This window comes from Sphingomonas sp. MS122 (assembly GCF_049532975.1).
Taxonomy (GTDB): Bacteria; Pseudomonadota; Alphaproteobacteria; order Sphingomonadales; family Sphingomonadaceae; genus Sphingomonas.
On record NZ_CP186695.1, the window covers coordinates 3,267,647 to 3,288,623 of the forward strand.

Below are 20,977 nucleotides of genomic sequence, written 5' to 3' on the forward strand. Positions count from 1 at the left end.
CAAGGCGAAGGACGCGGTCCCGGCCGAATAATCAGCCGGCGTCGAGCAAGGCCTGCTCGATTTCGGGAATCGTATGGCGGGTGAGGTCCTTGTCGATCTCGCCCGCCAGTCGATTCTCGACTTCCTTGTGATAATGTTTGCGCAGCTCACCCAGTGTCTTGGGCGGCGCGACGATGATCAGCGACTCGAAGTCGTTGTTGAGCGCTCTCGCTTTGAGCAGGTCCGCGGTGTCCGCCGCGAAACGGTCCTCCTCCAGTTGATGGAAGTCGGTCTCCTCCATCGTCCCGCGTGACGGCGCGAACTGCGCGCCGCCGCCCAGCGCATGCTGCGATCCGCCCTGCGCCACCGGCGGCGCGCCCTGTCCGGACTGAGTTCGAGGAGGCGCCGCCCGACGCGTCGGTCTTCTGGTCCGAATCCTTGGGGTTCTGCTGCACGCGCTTGCGCTCGACCTGGAGGTTGGGATGCACCTCGTCGCCCTCGTTCCTCAGGAACAGCATCTTGCGGCCGTCGGCGACCACGACAAAGGCGTTGTGCGGAACCTGCATGGCTCATCTCCTCATTTGTTACGGAGGGGAACGCATAGGATGCGGAGCGGGTTGCGCGCGCCCGGCCGCCCCGCCATAGCCTGCCCGCCATGCACGACATCCGCCTGATCCGCGAAAACCCCGAAGCCTTCGACGCGGCGCTGGTCCGCCGCGGCGCCGATCCGGAATCCGCCACCCTGATCGCGCTCGACGAGGCGCGGCGCACCCTCACCACGCGCCAGCAGGAGGTGCAGGCGCGCCGCAACGACCTGTCGAAGCAGGTCGGCCAAGCCAAGGCGGCGAAGGACGAGGCACGCGCGCAGGCGCTGATGGCCGAGGTCGCGGACCTCAAGGATGAGCTCGAAACGCTCACCTTGTCGCAGGGCGCCGCGGACGAGGCGTTGAAAACCGCCCTCTCCGCGCTCCCCAATCTGCCCGCTGCCGACGTCCCAGACGGCGCCGACGAGGACGACAACCAGCTCGTCCACGAACGCGGTTCGCAACCCGCCTTCGCCTTCGAGCCGCGTGAGCACGACACGTTCGGCCCCGCGCTCGGTCTCGACTTCGAGACCGGCGCCCTCCTTTCGGGCGCCCGCTTCACGCTCGTCCGCGGCCATGCGGCCAAGCTCGCCCGCGCGCTCGGCCAGTTCATGCTCGACACACTGACCGTCGACCATGGCTATGAGGAGGTGAACCCGCCGCTCCTCGTCCGCGACGAGGCGGTGTACGGTACCGGCCAGCTGCCAAAGTTCGCCGAGGACCTGTTCCGCACCACCGACGGCCGCTGGCTGATCCCGACCGCCGAGGTCAGCCTCACCAACATCGTGCGCGACCAGATCCTCGCCGCCGACGCCCTCCCCTTGCGCTTCACCGCGCTCACTCCCTGCTTCCGCTCGGAGGCCGGCGCCGCGGGCCGCGATACGCGCGGCTATATCCGCCAGCACCAGTTCGACAAGGTCGAGATGGTCTCGATCGTCACCCCCGACGCCTCCGAGGCCGAGCACGAGCGCATGACCGCCTGCGCCGAGGACGTGCTGACCCGGCTCGGCCTCGCCTTCCGCCGCATGAAGCTCTGCGCCGGCGACATGGGCTTCTCTGCCGCACGCACCTACGATCTCGAGGTGTGGCTGCCCGGCCAGGGCCGCTATCGCGAGATCTCGTCCTGCTCGACCTGCACCGACTTCCAGGCGCGCCGCATGAATGCGCGCTACCGGGGCGAGGACGGCAGGCCCGCCTTCGTCCACACGCTCAACGGCTCGGGCCTCGCCGTCGGCCGCACCTTGGTCGCGGTGCTGGAGAACTATCAGAACGAGGACGGCTCGGTCGCGGTGCCCGAGGCGCTCAAGCCCTATCTGCGCGGCCTCAACCGCCTCGAACCGGCATGAGAATCCTCCTCACCAACGACGACGGCGTCCACGCTCGCGGGCTCGAGGTGCTGGAGCGCATCGCCCGCACCCTCTCGGACGACATCACCATCGTCGCCCCGCTCGAGGAACAGTCGGGCAAGGGCCGCTCGCTCTCGCTCACCGAGCCCGTCCGGCTGCGCAAGTTCGGCGAGCGCCGCTTCGCCGTCACCGGCACGCCCACCGACGCCGTGATGATGGCGCTGGCGCAGATCATGAAGGACGCCAGGCCCGATCTCATCCTCTCCGGCGTCAACCGCGGGGCCAACCTCGCCGAGGATGTGAGCTATTCCGGCACCGTCTCCGCCGCGATGGAAGGCGCGCTCGCCGGCATCCGCTCGGTCGCGCTGAGCCAGCGCTATGCCGATCTCGCCCCCGGCGAACGCGTCAGCTTCGACGCCGCCGAGATATGGGGCGAGCGCGTGCTGCGTCCGCTGCTCGACGCCGACTGGGCGCCGCGCACGCTGATGAACATCAACTTCCCGCCGGTTCCGGCGAGCGAAGTCGCCGGGATCAAGCCCGTCAACCAGGGCCTGCGCGACTATGGCCGGCTCAAGCTCGACAAGCGCACCGACCCGCGCGGCTTCGACTATTACTGGTTCGGCCTCGGCCGCATCAACTACACGCCCGAAGCGGATACCGACCTCGAGGCCATCGAGCAGGGCTACATCACCGTAACCCCGCTGCATTTGGACCTGACGCACCGTGAATCGCTTGATATGCTTGCCCGCATTTATGGTTAATGCCGGGGGGCATGATCGGAATGGGGGACTATTGCAGGGGAATCGCGTCGCTCGCGCTGATCGCGCTGGCGAGTGCGTGCGTCCCGCCGGGTAGCGGCCCGCTGCTCGGCCGCGGTCATGTGCAGGATCCGGACCCGACCGCCGCGCCGCGGCACGAGGCGGAGGTCGTCGCCCTGCCCGCGCCGCCGCCCGCCTGGGAAGCGCGCCCGGTCACGCCCGACGCCCGCACGGTCGTGGCGTCGGTCTATGTCGTGCAGCAGGGCGACACGCTGCGTGGCATCGCCAACAGGATCGGCGCCGGCTCGGAAGCGATCGCGCGCGCCAACGGGCTCGTCGCGCCCTTTATGATCCGCGCCGGCCAGCGCCTCTCGATCCCCGGCGGCCGTTATCATCTGGTCCGCACGGGCGAGACCGGCATCGCCATCGCCCGCGCCTATGGCGTTGCCTGGGACCAGATCATCGCCGTCAACGAGCTGACCGAGCCCTATATCCTGCGCGTCGGCCAGCGCGTGCTGATCCCCGGCGCCGAACGCCCGCGCACGCGTGAGGAGCGCGCCGCCGCCTTTCGCATCGACATCGACGACATCGTCACGGGCGGCCAGCCCGCGATCCCCGAGCGCACCCGCCCGGCCCGCGCCACGGCCTCCTCCGCCCGAGTCCTGCCCTCGACCACCCCGGTGGCGCCGCCGTCCGCGCTCAAGGGCCAGTTCCAATGGCCGGTGCGCGGCCAGATCGTCCGCCGCTTCGGTCCGGTGGCGAGCGGCGAGCGCAGCGACGGGCTCAAGATCGCCGTGCCGCACGACACGCCCGTGCTCGCCGCCGCCGACGGCACCGTCGCCTATGTCGGCAGCGACATTCCCTCGCTCGGCGGGCTCGTCATTCTCCAGCATGGCGGCGGCTGGACCACGGTCTACGGTCATGCCGGCCAGCTCCTCGTCCAGCGCGGCCAGAGCGTGAAGCGCGGACAGATGATCGCGCTGTCGGGCGACAGCGGCGCGAACCGCGCGCAGCTGCATTTCGAGATGCGCCAAGGCCGCACCCCCGTCGACCCGATCCCGAGGCTCCCGGCGCGCCCCTGAGGACGCATTGCCTGCAACGCGATAGCGGCTAAGCTCCGCCGCGATGCGCTTCCTCCCCCACGCCACGCTCAAGCGCAAATCGACGCTGCCCGTCTGGGTCTCGATCAGCTGGCGCGTGCTGGCGGTCCTCAGTCTTCTCGCACTCGCGATCGGCGTGCACTGGTTCGACCGCGAGGGGCTGCGCGACAATTATGACGGGCATATCAGCTTCGTCGACATCGTCTATTTCACGATGATCTCGATCACCACCACCGGCTATGGCGACATCGCCCCGGTGACCGAGCGCGCGCGCCTGTTCGACGCGCTGGTGGTGACCCCGATCCGCGTCTTCGCGGTGCTGCTGTTCATCGGCACCGCCTATAATTTCGTCCTCAAGCGCACATGGGATAGGTGGCGCATGGCCCTGATTCAGCGAAACCTCCACGGCCACATCATCGTCGCCGGCTTCGGCACCACCGGCTCGGAAGCGGTCGACGAGCTGATCGCGCGCGGCACCGATCCCGGCCAGATCGTCGTGATCGACGGCGACGCCCAGGCATTGGAACGCGCCCGCGACTGCGGCTGCACGATCCTTCAGGGCGACGCGACGCGCGACCAGACGCTCGAGGACGTCAAGATCGCCCGCGCCCAGTCGATGATCGTCAGTGCGGGGCGCGACGACACCTCGGTACTGATCACCCTCACCGCGCGCCACCTCGCCCCGAACCTGCGCATCAGCACGGTGGTGAAGGCCGAGGACAACGAGCTCCCCGCACGCGCCGCCGGCGCCACCACCGTGATCAACCCCGTGAGCTTCGCCGGCCTGCTGCTCGCCAGCTCGTGCAAGAGCCAGCATGTCGCCGACTACATGATGGACCTGGCCTCGATCGAAGGCCCGGTGGCGCTTGCCGAGCGTCCCGTGGCGGGAAGCGAGATCGGCCGCCCGCTCTCGGCCATCGCCACGGGCATCGGCCTGCGCATCTATCGCGGCGGGGAGCCCTATGGTTTCTTCACCGACGAGGCAAAAGCGCTTCAGGCCGGCGACACCATCGTCGAGGTGATCCGCACCGGAGCCAAGCGCGCCTCCTAGCCTCCCGGATCGGCCGCGGCGGCGCGCGCCCGCTCCGCGGCGCTTCTGCCGATCCGGCGAAGATCCTCGACGAAAAGGGCATATTCCTCCGCCTGGCGATCGTGCACGCGCAAAAGGAAGCTGGGATGGACGGTGACCCACATTTCGCGTCCGTCGGGCATCTTCTGCGCCTCGCCGCGCATCGCGGAAACGGTCACCGGCTTGGCGAACAGGGATCGTGCTGCCGTTGCGCCGAGCGCGACCGTGATCTGCGGGCGGATCAATGTCAGCTCCTGCTCGAGCCACCAGCGGCAGGCAGCGATCTCGCCGCCGTTCGGCTTTTCGTGAATGCGGCGCTTCCCGCGGCGCTCGAACTTGAAATGCTTCACCGCATTGGTGACGTAGCACTGGCTCCGATCGATTCCGGCCTCGGCCAGCGCCCGGTCGAATAGCTGGCCGGCCGGGCCGACAAAGGGTTTGCCCGCCAGGTCCTCCTGGTCGCCGGGCTGCTCTCCCACGAACACGATTCTCGCGTCCAGCGGCCCTTCGCCGAACACCGTCCGGCCTGCCGTTTCGTGGAGTTTGCAGCGCGTGCAGCGCATCGCCTCGATGCGCAGCGAGTCCCAGCTTCGCACCGCATTGTCGCCGGCGAGCGCCGCGGCCGACGTCGCGACCATCTCGCGCTCGCGCTTCTGCGCGCCCGCGACCAGGTCGCGCACCAGCGCGGTCTCGGGCATGTTCTTCCAGTATTTCCTGGGCATCTCCTTCAGCATCGCGCCGACCTTCACGCGCGCCGGATTGAAGATCGAGGCATAGTAGGTTTTCCACACCTCCTCGACCAAATCGCTGCCCGGCGCCTCGGCCTTGGTGGCGCCTGGCCCCTCCGACAGTGCCTCACCATCCCAATGGAGCGACAGCGCCGGCGTCAGGATCGACCAGCACATGCTGGCGAAGCGGCGGACGAAGAACCCGGCATTGGCGCGCACGATATGGTGCTCGGGCTCGAACCAGGCGACGTAACGCGCACCCTCGGCGCCATCGACCTCCCGGAAGCGCAGAAAGGCCCGCATCTTGTGCATGTCGCGCCGGACTGATCGCGCCATATGGTCGAGCCGCCGCAGCAGCGGATCGGCGCTGTCCTCCATCTGGCGCGGGTTGTCGCGCAGGCGGCGGAGCAGCGCGAACAAGAGCGAGAAGCGCTCCGGATCGCTGTGGCAGATCGCCGTGGACGCGAGATCGACGAACGCGCGGGGGACGGCAAAGGCGCCTTCGGGAGCTGGCGGCAACGGTGCGGGTGGCGCCCCGAACAGATCGGCATCGCCATCGACCTGCCACAGCACCTGCTGCGGCGCCGCATCGATCAAGACGAGGGCGCGGGCAGCCCTCCGCCAGCCGTCGAAATCGTCCTGGGCGGCAAGCGCCACAATGTGCATCGGAGCATCCGCGGGGACGCCGGCGTCACGCACCGAACAGCTCCAGCTGCGCCGGCTTGGGCCTAGGCGGCGCGAAGAGCGCATCGGCCAATGCCGTGGGCCGCCAGTCGGCCGCGATCATGAATGGGCGCAGGCGTGCGATCGAGACGGTCAGGCGCGCGATGTCGTCGAGCCGCAGCCGTCGATGGCGTCGCGCGGCAATGATGCCGTTCACCGCCTGCACGCCGAGCCCGGGGATGCGCAGCAGCGCCTCGCGCGGCGCTCGATTGGCGTCGAGCGGGAAGAAGTCCCGGTGCTTGAGCGCCCAGGCGAGCTTGGGGTCGATGTCGAGCGGCAGGTTGCCGCTGTCGTCCGCCGAACTCGCCACTTCCTGACTCGAGAAGCCGTAGAAGCGCATCATCCAGTCCGCCTGGTACAGCCGGTGCTCGCGCATCAGCGGCGGCCGGACGAGCGGCAGCACGGCGCTGGCATCGGGGATCGGCGAGAAGGCCGAGTAGTAGACCCGGCGCAGGCGATAGCGGTCGTAGAGCGTCGCCGCGCGCGTCACGATCGCGGAATCGGTGGCGGCGTCGGCGCCCACGATCATTTGGGTCGATTGACCGGCTGGCGCGAAATCGGGGGCGGACCTGTAACGGGCCTTCGCATCGGCGCCGTCGAGGATCGCGGTGTTCATCGCCCCCATCGCGCCCTCGATCTGCGCTGCGTTCTTCTCCGGCGCGAGCCGCTCGAGCCCGGCGACGGTCGGACGCTCGACATTGATCGAGACCCGGTCGGCATGACGCCCGGCCTCGCGAATCAGATCGGCGTCGGCGTCGGGGATCGTCTTCAGGTGGATGTAACCGCGAAAGTCATGGTCCTCGCGAAGCGACCGCGCCACCTCCACGATCTGCTCCATCGTGTAGTCGGGCGACCGGATGATGCCCGACGAGAGGAACAGGCCTTCGATATAATTGCGCCGGTAGAAGGCGAGCGTCAGCTGCACCACCTCCTGCGCCGTAAACCGGGCGCGGCGGACGTTCGAGCTCTTGCGGTTGATGCAATAGTGGCAGTCGAAGATGCAGCTGTTGGTCAGCAGGATCTTGAGCAGGCTGATGCATCGTCCGTCCGGCGCATAGGCATGGCAGATGCCCATGCCCTCGGTCGATCCGATCCCGGTGCCGTTCGCACTGTCCCGTTTCCGGGTTCCCGACGAGGCGCAGGACGCATCATATTTGGCGGCGTCGGCGAGAATCGCCAGCTTCTGCTGAACATCGTACCGGGACATTTTGATCCCTATATGTTCTCAATTTTACCGTGTCGATACAGATTGTTGGTTGAATCCCCGCCGCGAGAGCGGGCCGGACTTGGAGGCTCGTTCCCGCGAGCATCGTCACCTCCTTCCAATGTTGGATCTGATCTGCTCCAAGCTCTTCGATGGAGCCACGCGCCGCCCTACGAAATCCCCTGACACGCCGCCGCGCCGGTGGCGCGCGACTGCCGCGTCGGTGGCGCGTCGGTGGCGCGTCGGTGGCGCGTTCCCGGCGCAGTTGCCCGGAACCCCTCCATATTTGTCAACTATGTCAACCGCCACGCCGGGACAGCGGCCACGCCATCCCCGCCCCTATCTTTTTTCGCAGAAATCCCTATGTGGCGCGCCAATCATGGCAACGCGACTCCCCGAAGCCCCCAAGGTGGGCATGGTGTCGCTCGGCTGTCCCAAGAACCTGGTCGACTCCGAGCGTATCCTGACCAAGCTCCGTTCCGACGGCTATGCCATGTCGGCCGACTATGCCGGCGCCGACGTGGTGCTGGTCAACACCTGCGGCTTCCTCGACAGCGCCAAGGAGGAGAGTCTCGAGGCGATCGGCGAGGCGATCGCGGAGAATGGCCGAGTCATCGTCACCGGCTGCATGGGCAAGGAAGCCGAGGTGATCCGCGCCCGCTTTCCCAATGTCTTGGCGGTCACGGGTGCGCACCAATATGAGGAAGTCGTCGGTGCCGTGCACGACGCCGCGCCGATGCCGCCCAACGCCTTCCTCAACCTGGTGCCGGATAGCGGCCTCAAGCTCACGCCGCGCCACTACAGCTATCTGAAGATCAGCGAGGGCTGCAACCACCGCTGTTCCTTCTGCATCATCCCCAGCCTGCGCGGCGACCTCGTCAGCCGCCGCCCCGACGCGATCCTGCGCGAGGCCGAGAAGCTGGTCGAGGCGGGGACCCGGGAGCTGCTGGTGATCAGCCAGGACACCTCGGCCTATGGCGTCGACATCCGCAAGGAACCGCGGATGTGGAAGGGGCAGGAGGTCGTCCCCCACATGACCGATCTCGCCCGCGAGCTGGGCAGGATCGTCGCCCAAGTCGATGGCTGGGTGCGCCTCCATTATGTCTACCCCTACCCCCATGTCGACCAGGTCATTCCGCTGATGGCCGAGGGGTTGATCCTCCCCTATCTCGACATTCCCTTCCAGCATGCCTCCCCCAGCGTCCTGCGCACGATGCGCCGGCCGGCGAACGAGGCGAAGGTGCTGGAGCGACTCAGGAACTGGCGCAGCATCGCGCCCGACATCACCATCCGCTCGACCTTCGTCGTCGGCTTTCCCGGCGAGACCGAGGAGGATTTCCGGTACCTGCTCGACTGGCTCGACGAAGCCCAGCTCGATCGCGTCGGCGCGTTCCGCTTCGAGCCGGTCGAAGGCGCGGCGGCCAACGACCTGCCCGGCGCGGTGCCGGAAGAGGTCAAGGAAGAGCGCTACGCCCGCATCATGGAGAAGACCGCCGCGATCAGCGCCGCCAAGCTCCAGGCCAAGGTCGGCCGCACGCTCGAGGTGATCGTCGACGAGGTCGACGGGGACGGTGCCAATGCCCGGTCCCAGGCCGATGCGCCCGAGATCGACGGCACGGTGTTCCTGCGCGACGCCGGCCATCTCGCGCAGGGCGATATCGTTCGTGTCGAGATCGAGGACGCCGACGATCACGACCTCTACGGCGTGCCGCTGGCCTAGTCGGTGACGGGGGGAATGCTGGTGCGCCGTCAGCTTCCACGCCCCGCCGCGCTTTCTCCTGCGAAGAGGAGCGCGTCAGCCGTCATCGCATTCCATTCACCCTGGGGCGGGTGCCGGTGGTGGCGGTGACCGTGCGACCCCTGGTTGTGACCGCCGTCGCTCCGGCTCTTTGGCTGACATTTGCCGGCGCCCTGGCGGAAGACGGCATCCGCAGCACCCCGGTTGACCCGCTGGCGATCGCCGACGACGATTTCGCCCGCCACCGCGATCCCGCCGAGTGGCGCGGGCTCGCCGTCACCCGCCTCGAGTTTCAGGAGGAACGCGGCGCCTGGCGCCTGTTCCGCATCGCCAACACCAGGAAGCCTCGCGGTCCCTTCTGGTTTGTGCCCCACGACAACGAGAATGCAGGGTTCGAAGCCGCCCTCGCCGGGGTACGGAAACATGGCGGCGTGGTGATCGCGGTCGATTCCGGGATCACCGAGGACGGCAAGCGCCGCAACGCCGCGGTCGACCGCGGCCGCCCGATCGACCCCAACCGCAATTTCCGCGACGGCTATCCGCGCTACGCCAACGCCATCCTTGCCGACTATGCCCATGGTGTCCGTCCGATCATCGCGCTCCACACCAACTCGCCGGGATTCGATACCGGCGCCTCGCGCTGCAACCAGTCCGACCCGCCCGGCCGAGGCGAGGTCTCGATCCGCTTCTGCGACGACGTGATGCAGCCGCGCCCGTCGCAAAGTCGCGCCTGGCCGTTCGACGACGAGGACAGCCTCGCCTATGTGGCCTGGCGCAGCGGTACCTCCCCTGCCACCGCCTGGTGCGGCCGGGCGCTGGCGAAGGCCGATTTCAATGTCGTGTTCGAACGCGTGGCGGTCAGCGACGGATCGCTCTCCAACTACGCCCTGCTGCGCGGGCTCGACTATGTGAATTTCGAGACGCGGGAGCGCGGCCTCGATCCCGCCGCGCTGGCCGAGAGCCGCGACCGCCTCGTCGCGATGGTCGACCGCGCCCTCAGGCTCTGCCTGCACGGATAAGCGCTTGGCGGTCATGCCCCAGGGTGTTTACATCGCCGCAATGACCGACCTGTCCCCGCTGCTTCAGCCCGATCGCGGCCAGCCCGCGCGCACCATCCACCTCGTCCATCCCGACAAATGGGCCGAATGGCTCAAGGCCCAGCCGGCGCGCGTGCGCACCGCGGTCACTGCCCACAAGCTCACCGGCAAGGCGGGCAACCGCGCCGTCCTGCCCGGCGACAAGGACGAGGACTGGTCGATGCTGCTGGTTTGCGACGAGGCGGAGACCTCGCCCTTCCGCATCGCCTCGCTCGGCGAGCAGCTTCCTGCCGGCACCTATCGCCTGGCCGATGGCGAACCTGGCGCCGCGATGCTCGGCTGGGTGCTCGCACAATACCGGTTCGAGCGCTATCGCAAGGAAGAGAATCCCAGCGGCCCCCGCACGCTGCTGACGAGCGAACCCGGCCGGATCGAGGAGACGCTGCGCCTCGCCGCCGCAACCTTCAAGGTGCGCGACTTGGTCAACACCGCCGCCGCCGACATGGGTCCGGCCGACCTGGAAGCGGAAGCCGCCGCCCTGACCAAGGCGCACAAGGCGACGCTCACCGTCACCCGCGGCGATGCGCTCGAACAGGGCTATCCGATGATCCATGCGGTCGGCATGGCGGCCGCACGCGGGCGCGAGCCGCGGCTGATCGAGCTCGAATGGGGCGATCCCAAGCATCCGCGCATCGCGCTGGTCGGCAAGGGCGTGTGCTTCGACACCGGCGGGCTCGACCTCAAGCCCTCAGCCGGCATGCGACTGATGAAGAAGGACATGGGCGGCGCAGCGCACGCGCTGGCGCTGGCCGGCGTGGTGATGGCTCAGCGTCTGCCCGTCCGTCTTCACCTGCTCATCCCCGCGGTCGAGAACGCGGTCGCAGGCAACGCCTTCCGCCCGGGCGACGTCCTCAAGACGCGCAAGGGCCTGACGGTCGAAAATACCAACACCGACGCCGAAGGCCGCTTGGTCCTCGGTGACGCGTTGGCCAAGGCGGTCGAAGCCAAGCCGGCGCTGATCCTCGATTTTGCCACGCTGACCGGCGCCGCTCGCGTCGCGCTCGGGCCCGAGTTGCCCGCGCTCTTCGCCAATGACGACGGCCTCGCGAATGACCTGCTCGACCACGGCATCGCGCACAAGGACCCGCTGTGGCGTCTGCCGCTCTGGGACGGTTATGACGAGATGCTCAAGTCCGACATTGCCGACATGGTCAACGCGCCCGACGGCCCCTTCGCCGGGCCGATCACCGCAGCCTTGTTCCTGCGCCGCTTCGTGCCCAAGGACATCGCCTGGGCGCATCTCGACCTGTTCGCCTGGCGCCCTGCGGCAAAGCCGGGACGGCCGAAGGGCGGCGACGCGATGAGCTTGCGCGCGGCCTGGGCGCTGCTGAAGGGACGCTACGCATGACCAATCTCCGCAACGGCGGCCGCATCCTGGTCGACAACCTTGTGGCCCAGGGCTGTGACCGCATTTTCCACGTCCCCGGCGAAAGTTTCCTAGCGGTGCTCGACGCGCTGCATGACACGCCGCAGATCGACCTCGTCACCTGCCGGCAGGAGGGCGGCGCGGCGTTCATGGCGTGCGCCGACGGCACCATGACGGGGAAGCCGGGCGTCTGCTTCGTCACCCGCGGACCGGGCGCGACCAACGCCAGCATCGGCGTGCATGTCGCGCTGCAGGATTCGCAGCCCATGCTGTTGTTCATCGGCGACGTCGACCGCTCGATGCGCGACCGGGAGGGCTTCCAGGAGGTCGATTTCCCCGCGATGTTCGCCCCGCTCGCCAAATGGGCCACGCGGATCGAGGACGCGCGCCGCATCCCCGAGTATATCGCCCGCGCCTGGAACGTCGCGACCAGCGGCCGCCCGGGCCCGGTGGTGATCGCGCTGCCCGAGGACATGCTGCTCGACGAGGTCGAGGCGGCGGATCGGCCGCGGCTCGAGCGCCATTCGGCAGGGCTCGATTCCGCCGATTTCACCGATGTGCTCGATCTGCTTCGCACCGCCGAGCGGCCGCTCGCGATCGTCGGGGGTGCGGACTGGGATATCGCGGCCGGTGCAGCGTTCGACGATTTCGCGCGGAGCTGGGGCCTTCCCGTCACGGGCGCCTTCCGGCGTCAGGATGCCATTCCAAACGTCTCACCGGCATGGGCCGGTAATCTCGGCTACGGCCCCAATCCGCGCTTGGTCGAGCGGATCAAGGCGGCGGACCTGCTGCTCGTCATCGGCGCGCGGCTGGGCGAGGCGACGACGGACGGCTACACGCTGATCACGCCCGATCACCCGGGCCAGACGCTGATCCACGTCCACCCCGACGCCGGAGAGCTCAATCGCGTCTATCGAGCGGATGTGGCGATTGCCGCCGATGTGTTCGAGTTCGTCGCGATGCTGGCCGGGGTCGAACCTCCCGCAACGCCGCGCGGCGAAGCCGCCGACGCCCATGCCGAGTGGATCGAATGGTCTACGCCCAGGCCCCGGGAGGGCGTCGCGCTCGACCTCGGCCAATGCGTCGCGGCGATGCGCGAACGGCTGAAGCCGGACGAAGCGATCATCTGCAACGGCGCGGGCAATTTCTCGAGCTGGTGGCACCGCTATTGGCATTATGGCGCCCAGCCGTCACAGCTCGCCCCCACCGCCGGCGCAATGGGCTATGGCACGCCCGCCGCGGTCGCCGCCGCGCTGCGCCGCAAGGACAAGCTCGCCGTCGCGCTTGCCGGTGACGGGGACTTCCTGATGAACGGGCAGGAACTCGCCACCGCGGTCCAGTACGGCGCCGACATGCTCGTGCTGGTGATCGACAATGGCGCCTATGGCACGATCCGCATGCATCAGGAGCGCGAGTTCCCCGCGCGCCTCTCCGGCACCACACTGCACAATCCCGATTTCGCCGCGCTCGGTCGCGCCTATGGCTGCTGGACCGAGACCGTTGAGCGCACCGAAGATTTCGCCCCGGCGCTCGACCGCGCACTCGCGCAGAACGGAGTGCGCCTGCTGCACCTCAAGACCGATGTGGAGTTCATCACCCCCGGCACCACGATCAGCGCGATCCGCGGATAGGAAGGATCAGGCTGCGACCAGCGGCCGCTTTTCGGCCATCGCCGCGGTGATCGCCTCGCCGGCCCAACGGTCGCACAGGCCGACCGAACGGGCAAAGGCCTTGACGAACCCCTTGGCGTAGATCCGGCCGGGGATCACGTCGAACCGCTCGGCCTCGATTGCCACGAGGTAGCGGATCGGCACGCGCGTCACCGCGGCGACCTGCTCGATCGTCATCTCGCGTTCGAGCCGCGCCCGCGCGAGAGCGTCGCCAAGGCTGCCGCGCGGTTCCATGCGCCACTCACCTTGTGCGAAAGGAAGAACTGGATGTTCTGCGACCACGTTTATGTTCATTGAGTCGAGCCCCCCGGAATGGCTGACCATGCCCGGGAAACCGCCCCGGAAAGACAGGATAATGCACAGCGAAGGTTAACGAGTCGAATCAGCCCATCCACGAAAAAGGGCCATTTCCCGCAGGAAACGACCCTAACCGGGGATTCATACCGTTTTGTGTCAAGTGTCCCAGGCCGCCTACCCCATTTGCCCCAACGTCCGGCAACTCAGCTTGGCTTTGACTTGCCCGCGCGTTCGCTCATGATAGTCGCCGGGGGGACGGGGGATGCGGCATGCCTGATCGTATCGCCGAGCTGTACCAGCGCCACGCGCTCGCCTTCGACGCGGCGCGCCGCCGCAGCTTTCCCGAGCGTACCTGGTTCGACCGCTTCATCCGCCACATCCCCGCGGGCGGCGCGGTGCTTGATCTTGGCTGCGGCGGCGGCGAGCCGGTCGCCCGTTATCTCATCGACCGCGGCTATCACCTCACCGGGGTCGATATCGCGCCCTCGATGATCAAGCTCGCCCGCACCCGCTTCGCCCGGCATCGCTGGATCGAGGGGGACATGCGCAGGTTCGGCGCCGAGTCGAGCGCCTATGACGGCATCGTCGCGTGGAGCAGCCTGTTCCATCTCGACCCGGAAGCGCAGGAGAAGCTGATCCCGCGCATCGCGGTATGGCTCAAGCGCGGCGGCGTCGCCCTGTTCAACACTGGCCCCGCCAGCGGCGTCGCGATCGGCGAGCTCGAAGGCGAGGCGCTGTTCCACGCCAGCCTGGATCCCGGCGAATATCGCGCGCTCTTCGCCCGCAGCGGGCTCGCCGTGATCGGCAACGTCATCGAGGACGCGACCTGCGGCGGAATGACCGTGTGGCTGGTAGGGAAAGTCTAGATGAGTCCTGCCAGCGGGCTCGACGGATCGGCGTAGCGCCGCTTGCCCATCCGGCCCGAGAGATAGGCGAGCCGTCCGCTTTCCACTGCCAAGCGCATCGCCCGCGCCATCAGGATCGGGTCCTTGGCTTCGGCGATGGCAGTGTTCATCAGCACGCCGTCGCAGCCCAGCTCCATCGCCACCGCCGCGTCGCTTGCGGTGCCGACGCCCGCATCGACCAGCACCGGCACCTTGGCGCCCTCCACGATCATGCGGATCGTGACGAGGTTCTGGATGCCGAGCCCAGAGCCGATCGGCGCGCCCAGCGGCATGATCGCCACCGCGCCCGCATCCTCCAGCCGCTTCGCCGCGATCGGATCGTCGACGCAATAGACCATCGGCTTGAAGCCTTCGTTCGCGAGGGTTTCGGTGGCTCGAAGCGTCTCGACCATGTCGGGATAGAGCGTCTTGGCTTCGCCCAGCACCTCGAGCTTGACCAGCTCCCAGCCCCCCGCCTCGCGCGCCAGCCGCAGCGTCCGGATCGCGCTCTCGGCGTCGAAGCAACCGGCGGTGTTGGGGAGGTAAGTGATCTTCCTGGGATCGATATAATCGGTCAGCATCGGCGCGTTGGGATCGCTGACGTTCACGCGGCGCACCGCGACGGTCACGATCTCCGCGCCCGACGCCTCGACCGCGGCGGCGTTCTGCTCGAAATCCTTGTACTTGCCCGTGCCGACGATCAACCGCGAGCGGAAGGTCTTGCCGGCGACGGTCCAGCTATCGTCCGCCAGCGTCCCGGCATGGTCCCCGCCTCCCACGAAATGCACGATCTCGATCTCGTCGCCATCCTCGACCTGCACGTCGCCTAGCGTCGAGCGCGGCACCACTTCCAGATTACGCTCGACCGCCACCTTCTCCGGTACCAGCCCCAGCTCGCCCGCAAGCTGCGCGAGCGTGATCCCGCCCGCGACGCGGCGGTGCTCGCCATTGACCGTGATCGTGATGGTGCCGTCGCTGTGAGTCTGCATGCTGGTCCTTTCGCTCGGGCGCGATATAGGGGCTTGCGCCAAAGCTCAAATGCGGGAGTCGGCATGGCCGATACGATTTACGTACTCAACGGCCCGAACCTGAACCTGCTCGGCACGCGCGAGCCGGAGATCTACGGCTCGGACACGCTCGACGACATAGCGGGCATGCTTGAGGATCGCGCCCGCGAGCTCGACCTTGCGATCGACATGCGCCAGTCGAATCACGAGGGCCATCTGGTCGACTGGATGCACGAGGCGCAGGCCCGCGGCGCAAAGGCCATTCTGCTCAACGCCGGTGCATATACGCACACCTCATTGGCGCTCTACGATTGCATCCGCTCGATCAAGACGCCCGTCATCGAGGTACATCTTTCCAACCCCCATGCGCGCGAAGAATTCCGACATTTGAGCTATGTCGGCCGTGCCGCCAAGGGAACAATCGCCGGGTTCGGCGCGCTTTCGTACGTCCTTGCGCTTGAAGCTGCCGCGCGTCTCTGACAGAGGGGCCGTTTCCAAGCGGGCCCAGATAAACTAAAGGCGCGCTTCCGAATTTTGAGGTCGCATGAGCGAAGATAGCAAAGGGAACATGCACGTGGACATCGAGCTGGTGCGCCAGCTCGCCGCCGTGCTCGATGAAACCAACCTGACCGAGATCGAGGTCGAGGACGGCGACCGCAAGGTCCGCGTCGCGCGCGAGGTCAGCGCCGCGCCGGTCGCCTATGCCGCACCCGCGCCGGTCGCCGCGGCCCCGCTGGCCTCGGCGCCCGCCGCGATGCCCTCCGATCCCGCCACGATCACCCCGATGCATGAGAATGCGGTCAAGTCGCCGATGGTCGGCACCGCCTATCTCGCCGCGGAGCCCGGCGCCAAGCCGTTCATCGCGGTCGGCCAGCAGGTCAAGGCCGGCGACACACTGATCATCGTCGAGGCGATGAAGGTGATGAACCCGATCGCCGCACCGCATGGCGGCACGGTCAAGGCGATCCTGATCGAGAATGGCCAGCCGGTCGAGTTCGACCAGCCCCTGGTTGTGGTCGAGTAAGCTACCTTGCCACAGATCAAGAAGCTCCTGATCGCCAATCGCGGCGAGATCGCGCTGCGCATCCACCGTGCGTGCCACGAGATGGGGATCAAGACCGTCGCGGTACACTCCACCGCCGATGCCGACGCGATGCATGTCCGCCTCGCCGACGAGGCGATCTGCATCGGCCCGCCGGCCGCGGCGGACAGTTACCTCAACATCCCCAACATCATCTCGGCCGCCGAGATCAGCGGCGCCGACGCGATCCACCCCGGCTATGGCTTCCTCTCGGAGAACGCCAAGTTCGCCGAGATTGTCGAGCTGCACAATCTGATCTTCGTCGGCCCGAAGCCCGAGCATATCCGCGTGATGGGCGACAAGGTCGAGGCCAAGCGCACCGCCGGCGCGCTCGGCCTGCCGCTGGTCCCGGGCTCGGACGGCGCGATCAGCGACGTCGCGGAAGCGAAGAAGCTCGCCGCCGAGATCGGCTATCCCGTGATCATCAAGGCGGCCTCGGGCGGCGGCGGGCGGGGCATGAAGGTGTGCCAGTCCGAAGACCAGTTCGAGACGCTGATGCAGCAGGCCGGCAGCGAGGCCAAGGCCGCGTTCGGCGACGCCACCGTCTATCTCGAAAAATATCTCGGCAACCCGCGCCACATCGAGATCCAGGTGTTCGGCGACGGCAACGGCAATGCCATTCACCTCGGCGAGCGCGACTGTTCGCTCCAGCGCCGTCACCAGAAGGTGCTCGAAGAAGCTCCCTCCCCGATCCTCTCGGTCGAGGACCGCGAGCGGATCGGCGGCATCTGCGCCAGGGCGATGGCCGACATGGGCTATCGCGGCGCCGGCACGATCGAGTTTCTGTGGGAAGACGGCGAGTTCTACTTCATCGAGATGAACACGCGCCTCCAGGTCGAGCATCCGGTGACCGAGGCGATCACCGGCCTCGACCTCGTCCGCGAGCAGATCCGCATCGCCGAGGGCCATCCGCTGACGCTGCGCCAGGAGGACGTGCATTTCCGCGGCCATGCCATCGAATGCCGCATCAATGCCGAGGATCCGCGCACCTTCGCGCCCTCGCCCGGCTTGGTGAAGCAGTATCACGCCCCGGGTGGCATGAACGTGCGCGTCGATAGCGGGCTCTATGCGGGCTACAAGGTGCCGCCCTATTACGACAGCATGATCGCCAAGCTGATCGTCTACGGCACCACGCGCAACGGCGCGCTCCGCCGCCTGCGCCGTGCGCTCGAGGAATTCGTGATCGAGGGAATGAAGACCACCATTCCCCTGCACCAGGCGCTGCTCGACGACCCGCAATTCCAGCAGGGCGATTACACGATCAAGTGGCTGGAGGAGTGGTTGGCCAAGCAGGACACCGCCGCGTGAAGCTGAAGCACCGGTTGCTCCTCGCGCCGGTGCTCGCTCTCCCACTGCTCGCGACCGGCGCCTCGCCGCCCGATCCGGCGCGTGAACTCGCCGGGCGCTACTATCGCCAGTCCCGAACGGGATGATCGACGGCAGCAAATATACTGGCGAGAAGATCCTCGAGATCGTGCCGGATGTGCTCGATTGCCGGCGTCGCCCAGGCGCAAGGCGACGCACTCGTCTATCGCGACCCTCGACCGGCCTTCCGCAAATATGGGCGCTGTATGTTGACCGTCCGGCGCGCAGGCAAGTCGCTGTCGATCGATGACGGGAGCTGACCAGCTGCTGGCCCAGATACTGCGGCGTCCGCGGCACGCTGAGCGGCGTTACCCTGTCCTATGCCAGCAAACGCCCGATCCGCTACATGTCCCGCCTCAAGGCGTCGCGCGAATATAGCAACGCGCTTGCTGAATGGCGGACCGGAAAGCCCGTCGAACCCTGACCCGGCAGGATTGGTTCAGCCCGGCAGGATCGCCCAGGGCCGCACCGGGAACGTCCCCATGCGCCGCATCTTGGGCGGGACGGCCGAGAAGCGGAAACCACTCGCGGGCAGTTCCCCCAGCCGCGTCATATGCTCGACGATCGGGATTCCGGCGCCCAGCAGCACGCTGTGCACCGGCCGCGTGTTGCCGGTCGTGTCGTCGATGTTGTGCGAATCGATTCCGACCAGCCGCGCGCCCTGGTCGCGCAGATAGACCGCCGCCGCTTCGGTCAGGTGCGGATGGTCCTCGAAATACTGGTCGGTGCGCCAGTACCGGTCCCAGCCGGTGTGCACCAGCACTGCCTTGTCGCGCACCTCCTGCGCCGCGAACGCCGTCCAGTCGATCGCACATCCCGCCGCGCCTGCGACCCGCACCACCACACCCTCGCAATCTGCCACCCGTGCCAGCGGCAGATCGGCCAGATCATGCCCATCGGCATAACGGTGATAGGGCGTGTCGAGATAGGTTCCGGTGTTCCCGACCATCTCGATCCGGCCGATCTGGAACTCGGTCCCTTCGGCATAGACCGATCGCGACGCCTCCCGCGACAGATGGTCGCAGATCAGCGGCGCGGGCAGGCCCTTGTAGGTGACCATCCCAGCCTCGATCACATGGCTGAGGTCGACCAGCCTTTGCCCCGGTGCAGCCGCCGCCGGTGGGCCTATCACCTCGTCGCGCTTGTGCCGTTCTTCGATGATCCGCTTGTTGAGGATTCGCACCTCGCCCACCATCAGCAGCCGCAGGTCGCTGATCACATAGCGGGCGAGTTCGGCGTCATCGATATCGTCGCCGTCGATATCCAGCCGAAAGTCCTGCCCCTGCAACCCGCCGCCATTGGTGAAGCTCACCTCGAAATCGAAGCACGCCCGCTTTTCGGTCATCGCCGCTCCTTCGCCGCTGGCACCCGCAAAACTCCGCGCCTATCTACGCAGCCCGTCCAGTTCGGGAATCCCATGATGAAGGCCACCATCTACCACAACCCCCGCTGCTCCAAGTCGCGCGAGGCGCTGGCAATCCTCGAGGATACCGGGGCCGAGGTGACGGTGGTCGAATATCTCGAGACCCCGCCCAGCCGCGACGAGCTCGCGCGGCTCTACGCCAGGGCAGGTCTCTCCCCGCGCGAGGGTCTGCGAAAGGCCGAGAACGGAGCCAAGGCGCTCAAGGACGCCTCCGACGATGCGATCCTCGATGCGATGGCAGCCCACCCCATCCTGATCGAGCGCCCGCTGGTCGAGACCGAGAAGGGCGTACGCCTCGGCCGTCCGCCCGAGACGGTCCGCGAGATCCTCTAGGCGGCGCGGTCGCGCGCAGCCATTTCCGCGGTCACGTCGATCTTTGTGCCGTAGAGATAGCGCGCAACGCCATCCTCACGCATCACGTCGGCGGTCACGCGCATCCAGCGCACCTCACCATCGGCACGGCGGATCTGCGCCTCGAAGGTGAAGCTGCCGCAACCTGCGACCGCAGCGCTGCGCAGCCGCGCCAGCTCGGCTCGCGATTCCGGCAGATACATGGCGACGATGGCGTCGCGGTCGAGCGCGCTGCCCCGCGGAAGGCCGAACAGATCGTAGACCCCATCGCTCCAAATCAGCGAATCGTCCCGCAGGTCGCATTGCCACGCTGCCTGGATCGGCATCACTTGCGGCATCGGATCGCGTCTCCTTGCATCCCGGCGGGTTAGCATTCGCCCTTGCAAAGTCCAGTTAACCCCTGCGTGACCTGTCGCCGGACGCCGGTTCTAGTCCGGCTCTGGCGGCAGCCGCTCGAACACCCATTCGTGAGTCTCGCGCACATAGGCGGGGACCGGCCTGCCCTTGCCGTCGCGTGAGGGCCGGAAGCGGAAACGCTCCCGGATCAGCCGGCAGGTCAGCGCATCGAGCCGCGCGATCCCGCTCGACCCGTCCACCTCGCATTCGGTCACCCGCCCGTCGGTCTGGACCAGGAACACCACGGTCACCCGCCCCCCGACCCCCGCGTCGGCGAGATCGTCGGGATAGTCCGAATCGCGAATTCGCCCGCGAATCTGTCGCGGCGGCGTCGCGTCTGGATCGCCCGCGCCATCGCCGTCGCCGCTGCCCCCGCCGCCAAAGCCGTCCCCTTCGCCACCCGCGCCGGTTCCCGGCCCCGCCACCTCAGCCGCCCCGCTCGTGGTCTGAACCCCGTCGGCCGCCTTCTCGGTCACGATCACCAGTGGCTGGACGACGATCGGGACCAACGGCTTGGGCACCACCACCTCGGTCGCGCGCGAACGCAGGTTGGGCGGTGCCGCCTCGCCCGCTGGCCGTGTGTTCCGCTCGGGCATGCGCTGCGTCTTGGGCCTCGGCTTGGGCTCGGGCAGCACCTCGAACATCGCCACCTCGTCGTCCGGACCGGCGAGTTGCTCGCGCACCGCCAGCCCGAGCGCGAGCACCGCCCCGAGCGCGGCCGTCACCGCCAGCGCCGCCACCGCGCCGCCGGTCCGCTCGCGCCAGTTGGAGAAGGCGATCGCCGTCATGCTCGCCTAAACGCACAAATCCC

21 protein-coding genes and 1 pseudogene are annotated in these 20,977 nt (G+C 67.8%); 14 read left to right on the forward strand and 8 right to left on the reverse strand.

The genetic code is table 11. From position 1 onward, the window contains the following. Window positions 1-31: 31 nt before the first annotated feature. A pseudogene (locus tag ACO227_RS15960) lies at window positions 32-545 on the reverse strand (host attachment family protein). A gap of 89 nt (window positions 546-634) precedes the next feature. Between ACO227_RS15960 and serS the strand changes: the two are divergent. From serS to ACO227_RS15980, 4 genes are read left to right on the forward strand one after another with little or no spacing between them, the layout of a single operon-like run. Then, a complete protein-coding gene (serS, locus tag ACO227_RS15965; protein ID WP_423603040.1) occupies window positions 635-1,909 on the forward strand; it encodes a serine--tRNA ligase in 1,275 nt (424 codons plus the stop codon). Further along, window positions 1,906-2,670: a 5'/3'-nucleotidase SurE gene (gene surE / locus ACO227_RS15970; protein WP_423603042.1), complete on the forward strand. Its 765-nt coding sequence runs from the start codon at window positions 1,906-1,908 to the stop codon at window positions 2,668-2,670. Before serS ends, surE begins: the two co-directional genes overlap by 4 nt. Window positions 2,671-2,681: 11 nt before the next feature. Beyond that, complete coding sequence (locus ACO227_RS15975; protein WP_423603044.1) at window positions 2,682-3,749, forward strand: peptidoglycan DD-metalloendopeptidase family protein; 1,068 nt, start codon at window positions 2,682-2,684, stop codon at window positions 3,747-3,749. A 43-nt stretch (window positions 3,750-3,792) separates the two neighbouring features. Continuing rightward, window positions 3,793-4,818 (forward strand): potassium channel family protein, encoded by a 1,026-nt coding sequence (locus tag ACO227_RS15980; RefSeq protein ID WP_423603046.1) that lies wholly within the window; start codon window positions 3,793-3,795, stop codon window positions 4,816-4,818. Here the strand turns inward: ACO227_RS15980 and ACO227_RS15985 are convergent. Further along, entirely contained in the window at window positions 4,815-6,230 is a 1,416-nt protein-coding gene (locus ACO227_RS15985) for a UdgX family uracil-DNA binding protein (protein WP_423607379.1), read from the reverse strand. The genes ACO227_RS15980 and ACO227_RS15985 overlap by 4 nt on opposite strands. A gap of 25 nt (window positions 6,231-6,255) precedes the next feature. Then, window positions 6,256-7,494 (reverse strand): putative DNA modification/repair radical SAM protein, encoded by a 1,239-nt coding sequence (locus ACO227_RS15990; protein WP_423603047.1) that lies wholly within the window; start codon window positions 7,492-7,494, stop codon window positions 6,256-6,258. Window positions 7,495-7,870: 376 nt separating this feature from the next. Here ACO227_RS15990 and rimO point away from each other — a divergent pair, with 376 nt between their 5' ends. The 4 genes from rimO (at window position 7,871) to ACO227_RS16010 (ending at window position 13,323) form a co-directional block, all read left to right on the forward strand. Further along, a complete protein-coding gene (rimO, locus tag ACO227_RS15995) occupies window positions 7,871-9,211 on the forward strand; it encodes a 30S ribosomal protein S12 methylthiotransferase RimO (RefSeq protein ID WP_423603049.1) in 1,341 nt (446 codons plus the stop codon). Window positions 9,212-9,336: 125 nt separating this feature from the next. Next, the gene (locus tag ACO227_RS16000; protein WP_423603051.1) at window positions 9,337-10,248 is read left to right on the forward strand and encodes a hypothetical protein; all 912 of its coding nucleotides are present in this window, start codon (window positions 9,337-9,339) and stop codon (window positions 10,246-10,248) included. Window positions 10,249-10,288: 40 nt separating this feature from the next. Continuing rightward, window positions 10,289-11,674: a leucyl aminopeptidase family protein gene (locus ACO227_RS16005; RefSeq protein WP_423603053.1), complete on the forward strand. Its 1,386-nt coding sequence runs from the start codon at window positions 10,289-10,291 to the stop codon at window positions 11,672-11,674. Then, entirely contained in the window at window positions 11,671-13,323 is a 1,653-nt protein-coding gene (locus ACO227_RS16010) for a thiamine pyrophosphate-binding protein (RefSeq protein WP_423603054.1), read from the forward strand. The genes ACO227_RS16005 and ACO227_RS16010 overlap by 4 nt, the downstream gene beginning before the upstream one ends. A gap of 6 nt (window positions 13,324-13,329) precedes the next feature. On the opposite strand, the gene ACO227_RS16015 is transcribed toward ACO227_RS16010, so the two are convergent. Beyond that, window positions 13,330-13,596 carry a helix-turn-helix domain-containing protein gene (locus tag ACO227_RS16015; protein ID WP_423603056.1) on the reverse strand — a complete coding sequence of 89 codons (267 nt, stop codon included), beginning with the start codon at window positions 13,594-13,596 and terminating at the stop codon, window positions 13,330-13,332. Window positions 13,597-13,928: 332 nt separating this feature from the next. Here ACO227_RS16015 and ACO227_RS16020 point away from each other — a divergent pair, with 332 nt between their 5' ends. Further along, on the forward strand, window positions 13,929-14,525 hold the full coding sequence (locus ACO227_RS16020) for a class I SAM-dependent DNA methyltransferase (RefSeq protein ID WP_423603058.1): 597 nt from the start codon (window positions 13,929-13,931) through the stop codon (window positions 14,523-14,525). On the opposite strand, the gene thiS is transcribed toward ACO227_RS16020, so the two are convergent. After that, on the reverse strand, window positions 14,522-15,532 hold the full coding sequence (thiS, locus tag ACO227_RS16025) for a sulfur carrier protein ThiS (RefSeq protein WP_423603060.1): 1,011 nt from the start codon (window positions 15,530-15,532) through the stop codon (window positions 14,522-14,524). The two genes, ACO227_RS16020 and thiS, sit on opposite strands and share 4 nt — an antisense overlap. 63 nt (window positions 15,533-15,595) lie before the next feature. On the opposite strand from thiS, the gene aroQ reads away from it, so the two are divergent. From aroQ to ACO227_RS16045, 4 genes are all read left to right on the forward strand, one after another. Further along, window positions 15,596-16,030 (forward strand): type II 3-dehydroquinate dehydratase, encoded by a 435-nt coding sequence (gene aroQ / locus ACO227_RS16030; protein ID WP_423603062.1) that lies wholly within the window; start codon window positions 15,596-15,598, stop codon window positions 16,028-16,030. A 64-nt stretch (window positions 16,031-16,094) separates the two neighbouring features. Further along, window positions 16,095-16,574 carry an acetyl-CoA carboxylase biotin carboxyl carrier protein gene (gene accB, locus ACO227_RS16035; RefSeq protein ID WP_423603064.1) on the forward strand — a complete coding sequence of 160 codons (480 nt, stop codon included), beginning with the start codon at window positions 16,095-16,097 and terminating at the stop codon, window positions 16,572-16,574. Between the two features lie 6 nt (window positions 16,575-16,580). Then, window positions 16,581-17,939 carry an acetyl-CoA carboxylase biotin carboxylase subunit gene (accC, locus tag ACO227_RS16040; RefSeq protein WP_423603066.1) on the forward strand — a complete coding sequence of 453 codons (1,359 nt, stop codon included), beginning with the start codon at window positions 16,581-16,583 and terminating at the stop codon, window positions 17,937-17,939. Next, complete coding sequence (locus ACO227_RS16045) at window positions 17,936-18,064, forward strand: hypothetical protein (protein ID WP_423603068.1); 129 nt, start codon at window positions 17,936-17,938, stop codon at window positions 18,062-18,064. The genes accC and ACO227_RS16045 overlap by 4 nt, the downstream gene beginning before the upstream one ends. Window positions 18,065-18,435: 371 nt before the next feature. On the opposite strand, the gene ACO227_RS16050 is transcribed toward ACO227_RS16045, so the two are convergent. Then, window positions 18,436-19,341: a cyclase family protein gene (locus ACO227_RS16050; protein WP_423603070.1), complete on the reverse strand. Its 906-nt coding sequence runs from the start codon at window positions 19,339-19,341 to the stop codon at window positions 18,436-18,438. Between the two features lie 75 nt (window positions 19,342-19,416). Here ACO227_RS16050 and arsC point away from each other — a divergent pair, with 75 nt between their 5' ends. Then, window positions 19,417-19,752 (forward strand): arsenate reductase (glutaredoxin), encoded by a 336-nt coding sequence (gene arsC / locus ACO227_RS16055; RefSeq protein ID WP_423607380.1) that lies wholly within the window; start codon window positions 19,417-19,419, stop codon window positions 19,750-19,752. Here arsC and ACO227_RS16060 read toward each other — a convergent pair. Together ACO227_RS16060 and ACO227_RS16065 are read right to left on the reverse strand one after the other, a co-directional pair. Continuing rightward, entirely contained in the window at window positions 19,749-20,108 is a 360-nt protein-coding gene (locus tag ACO227_RS16060; protein ID WP_423603071.1) for a PAS domain-containing protein, read from the reverse strand. The genes arsC and ACO227_RS16060 overlap by 4 nt on opposite strands. 90 nt (window positions 20,109-20,198) lie before the next feature. Then, a complete protein-coding gene (locus ACO227_RS16065) occupies window positions 20,199-20,954 on the reverse strand; it encodes an energy transducer TonB (RefSeq protein ID WP_423603073.1) in 756 nt (251 codons plus the stop codon). Window positions 20,955-20,977: the final 23 nt, after the last annotated feature.

What these genes read in the sequence shown, in the direction of transcription:
- serS (WP_423603040.1), top strand. Translation starts at nt 635, where the DNA reads ATGCACGACATCCGCCTGATCCGCGAAAACCCCGAAGCCTTCGACGCG.
- surE (WP_423603042.1), top strand. Translation starts at nt 1,906, where the DNA reads ATGAGAATCCTCCTCACCAACGACGACGGCGTCCACGCTCGCGGGCTC.
- ACO227_RS15975 (WP_423603044.1), top strand. Translation starts at nt 2,682, where the DNA reads ATGATCGGAATGGGGGACTATTGCAGGGGAATCGCGTCGCTCGCGCTG.
- ACO227_RS15980 (WP_423603046.1), top strand. Translation starts at nt 3,793, where the DNA reads ATGCGCTTCCTCCCCCACGCCACGCTCAAGCGCAAATCGACGCTGCCC.
- ACO227_RS15985 (WP_423607379.1), bottom strand. Translation starts at nt 6,230, where the DNA reads ATGCACATTGTGGCGCTTGCCGCCCAGGACGATTTCGACGGCTGGCGG.
- ACO227_RS15990 (WP_423603047.1), bottom strand. Translation starts at nt 7,494, where the DNA reads ATGTCCCGGTACGATGTTCAGCAGAAGCTGGCGATTCTCGCCGACGCC.
- rimO (WP_423603049.1), top strand. Translation starts at nt 7,871, where the DNA reads ATGGCAACGCGACTCCCCGAAGCCCCCAAGGTGGGCATGGTGTCGCTC.
- ACO227_RS16005 (WP_423603053.1), top strand. Translation starts at nt 10,289, where the DNA reads ATGACCGACCTGTCCCCGCTGCTTCAGCCCGATCGCGGCCAGCCCGCG.
- ACO227_RS16010 (WP_423603054.1), top strand. Translation starts at nt 11,671, where the DNA reads ATGACCAATCTCCGCAACGGCGGCCGCATCCTGGTCGACAACCTTGTG.
- ACO227_RS16015 (WP_423603056.1), bottom strand. Translation starts at nt 13,596, where the DNA reads ATGGAACCGCGCGGCAGCCTTGGCGACGCTCTCGCGCGGGCGCGGCTC.
- ACO227_RS16020 (WP_423603058.1), top strand. Translation starts at nt 13,929, where the DNA reads ATGCCTGATCGTATCGCCGAGCTGTACCAGCGCCACGCGCTCGCCTTC.
- thiS (WP_423603060.1), bottom strand. Translation starts at nt 15,532, where the DNA reads ATGCAGACTCACAGCGACGGCACCATCACGATCACGGTCAATGGCGAG.
- aroQ (WP_423603062.1), top strand. Translation starts at nt 15,596, where the DNA reads ATGGCCGATACGATTTACGTACTCAACGGCCCGAACCTGAACCTGCTC.
- accB (WP_423603064.1), top strand. Translation starts at nt 16,095, where the DNA reads ATGAGCGAAGATAGCAAAGGGAACATGCACGTGGACATCGAGCTGGTG.
- ACO227_RS16050 (WP_423603070.1), bottom strand. Translation starts at nt 19,341, where the DNA reads ATGACCGAAAAGCGGGCGTGCTTCGATTTCGAGGTGAGCTTCACCAAT.
- arsC (WP_423607380.1), top strand. Translation starts at nt 19,417, where the DNA reads ATGAAGGCCACCATCTACCACAACCCCCGCTGCTCCAAGTCGCGCGAG.
- ACO227_RS16060 (WP_423603071.1), bottom strand. Translation starts at nt 20,108, where the DNA reads ATGCCGCAAGTGATGCCGATCCAGGCAGCGTGGCAATGCGACCTGCGG.
- ACO227_RS16065 (WP_423603073.1), bottom strand. Translation starts at nt 20,954, where the DNA reads ATGACGGCGATCGCCTTCTCCAACTGGCGCGAGCGGACCGGCGGCGCG.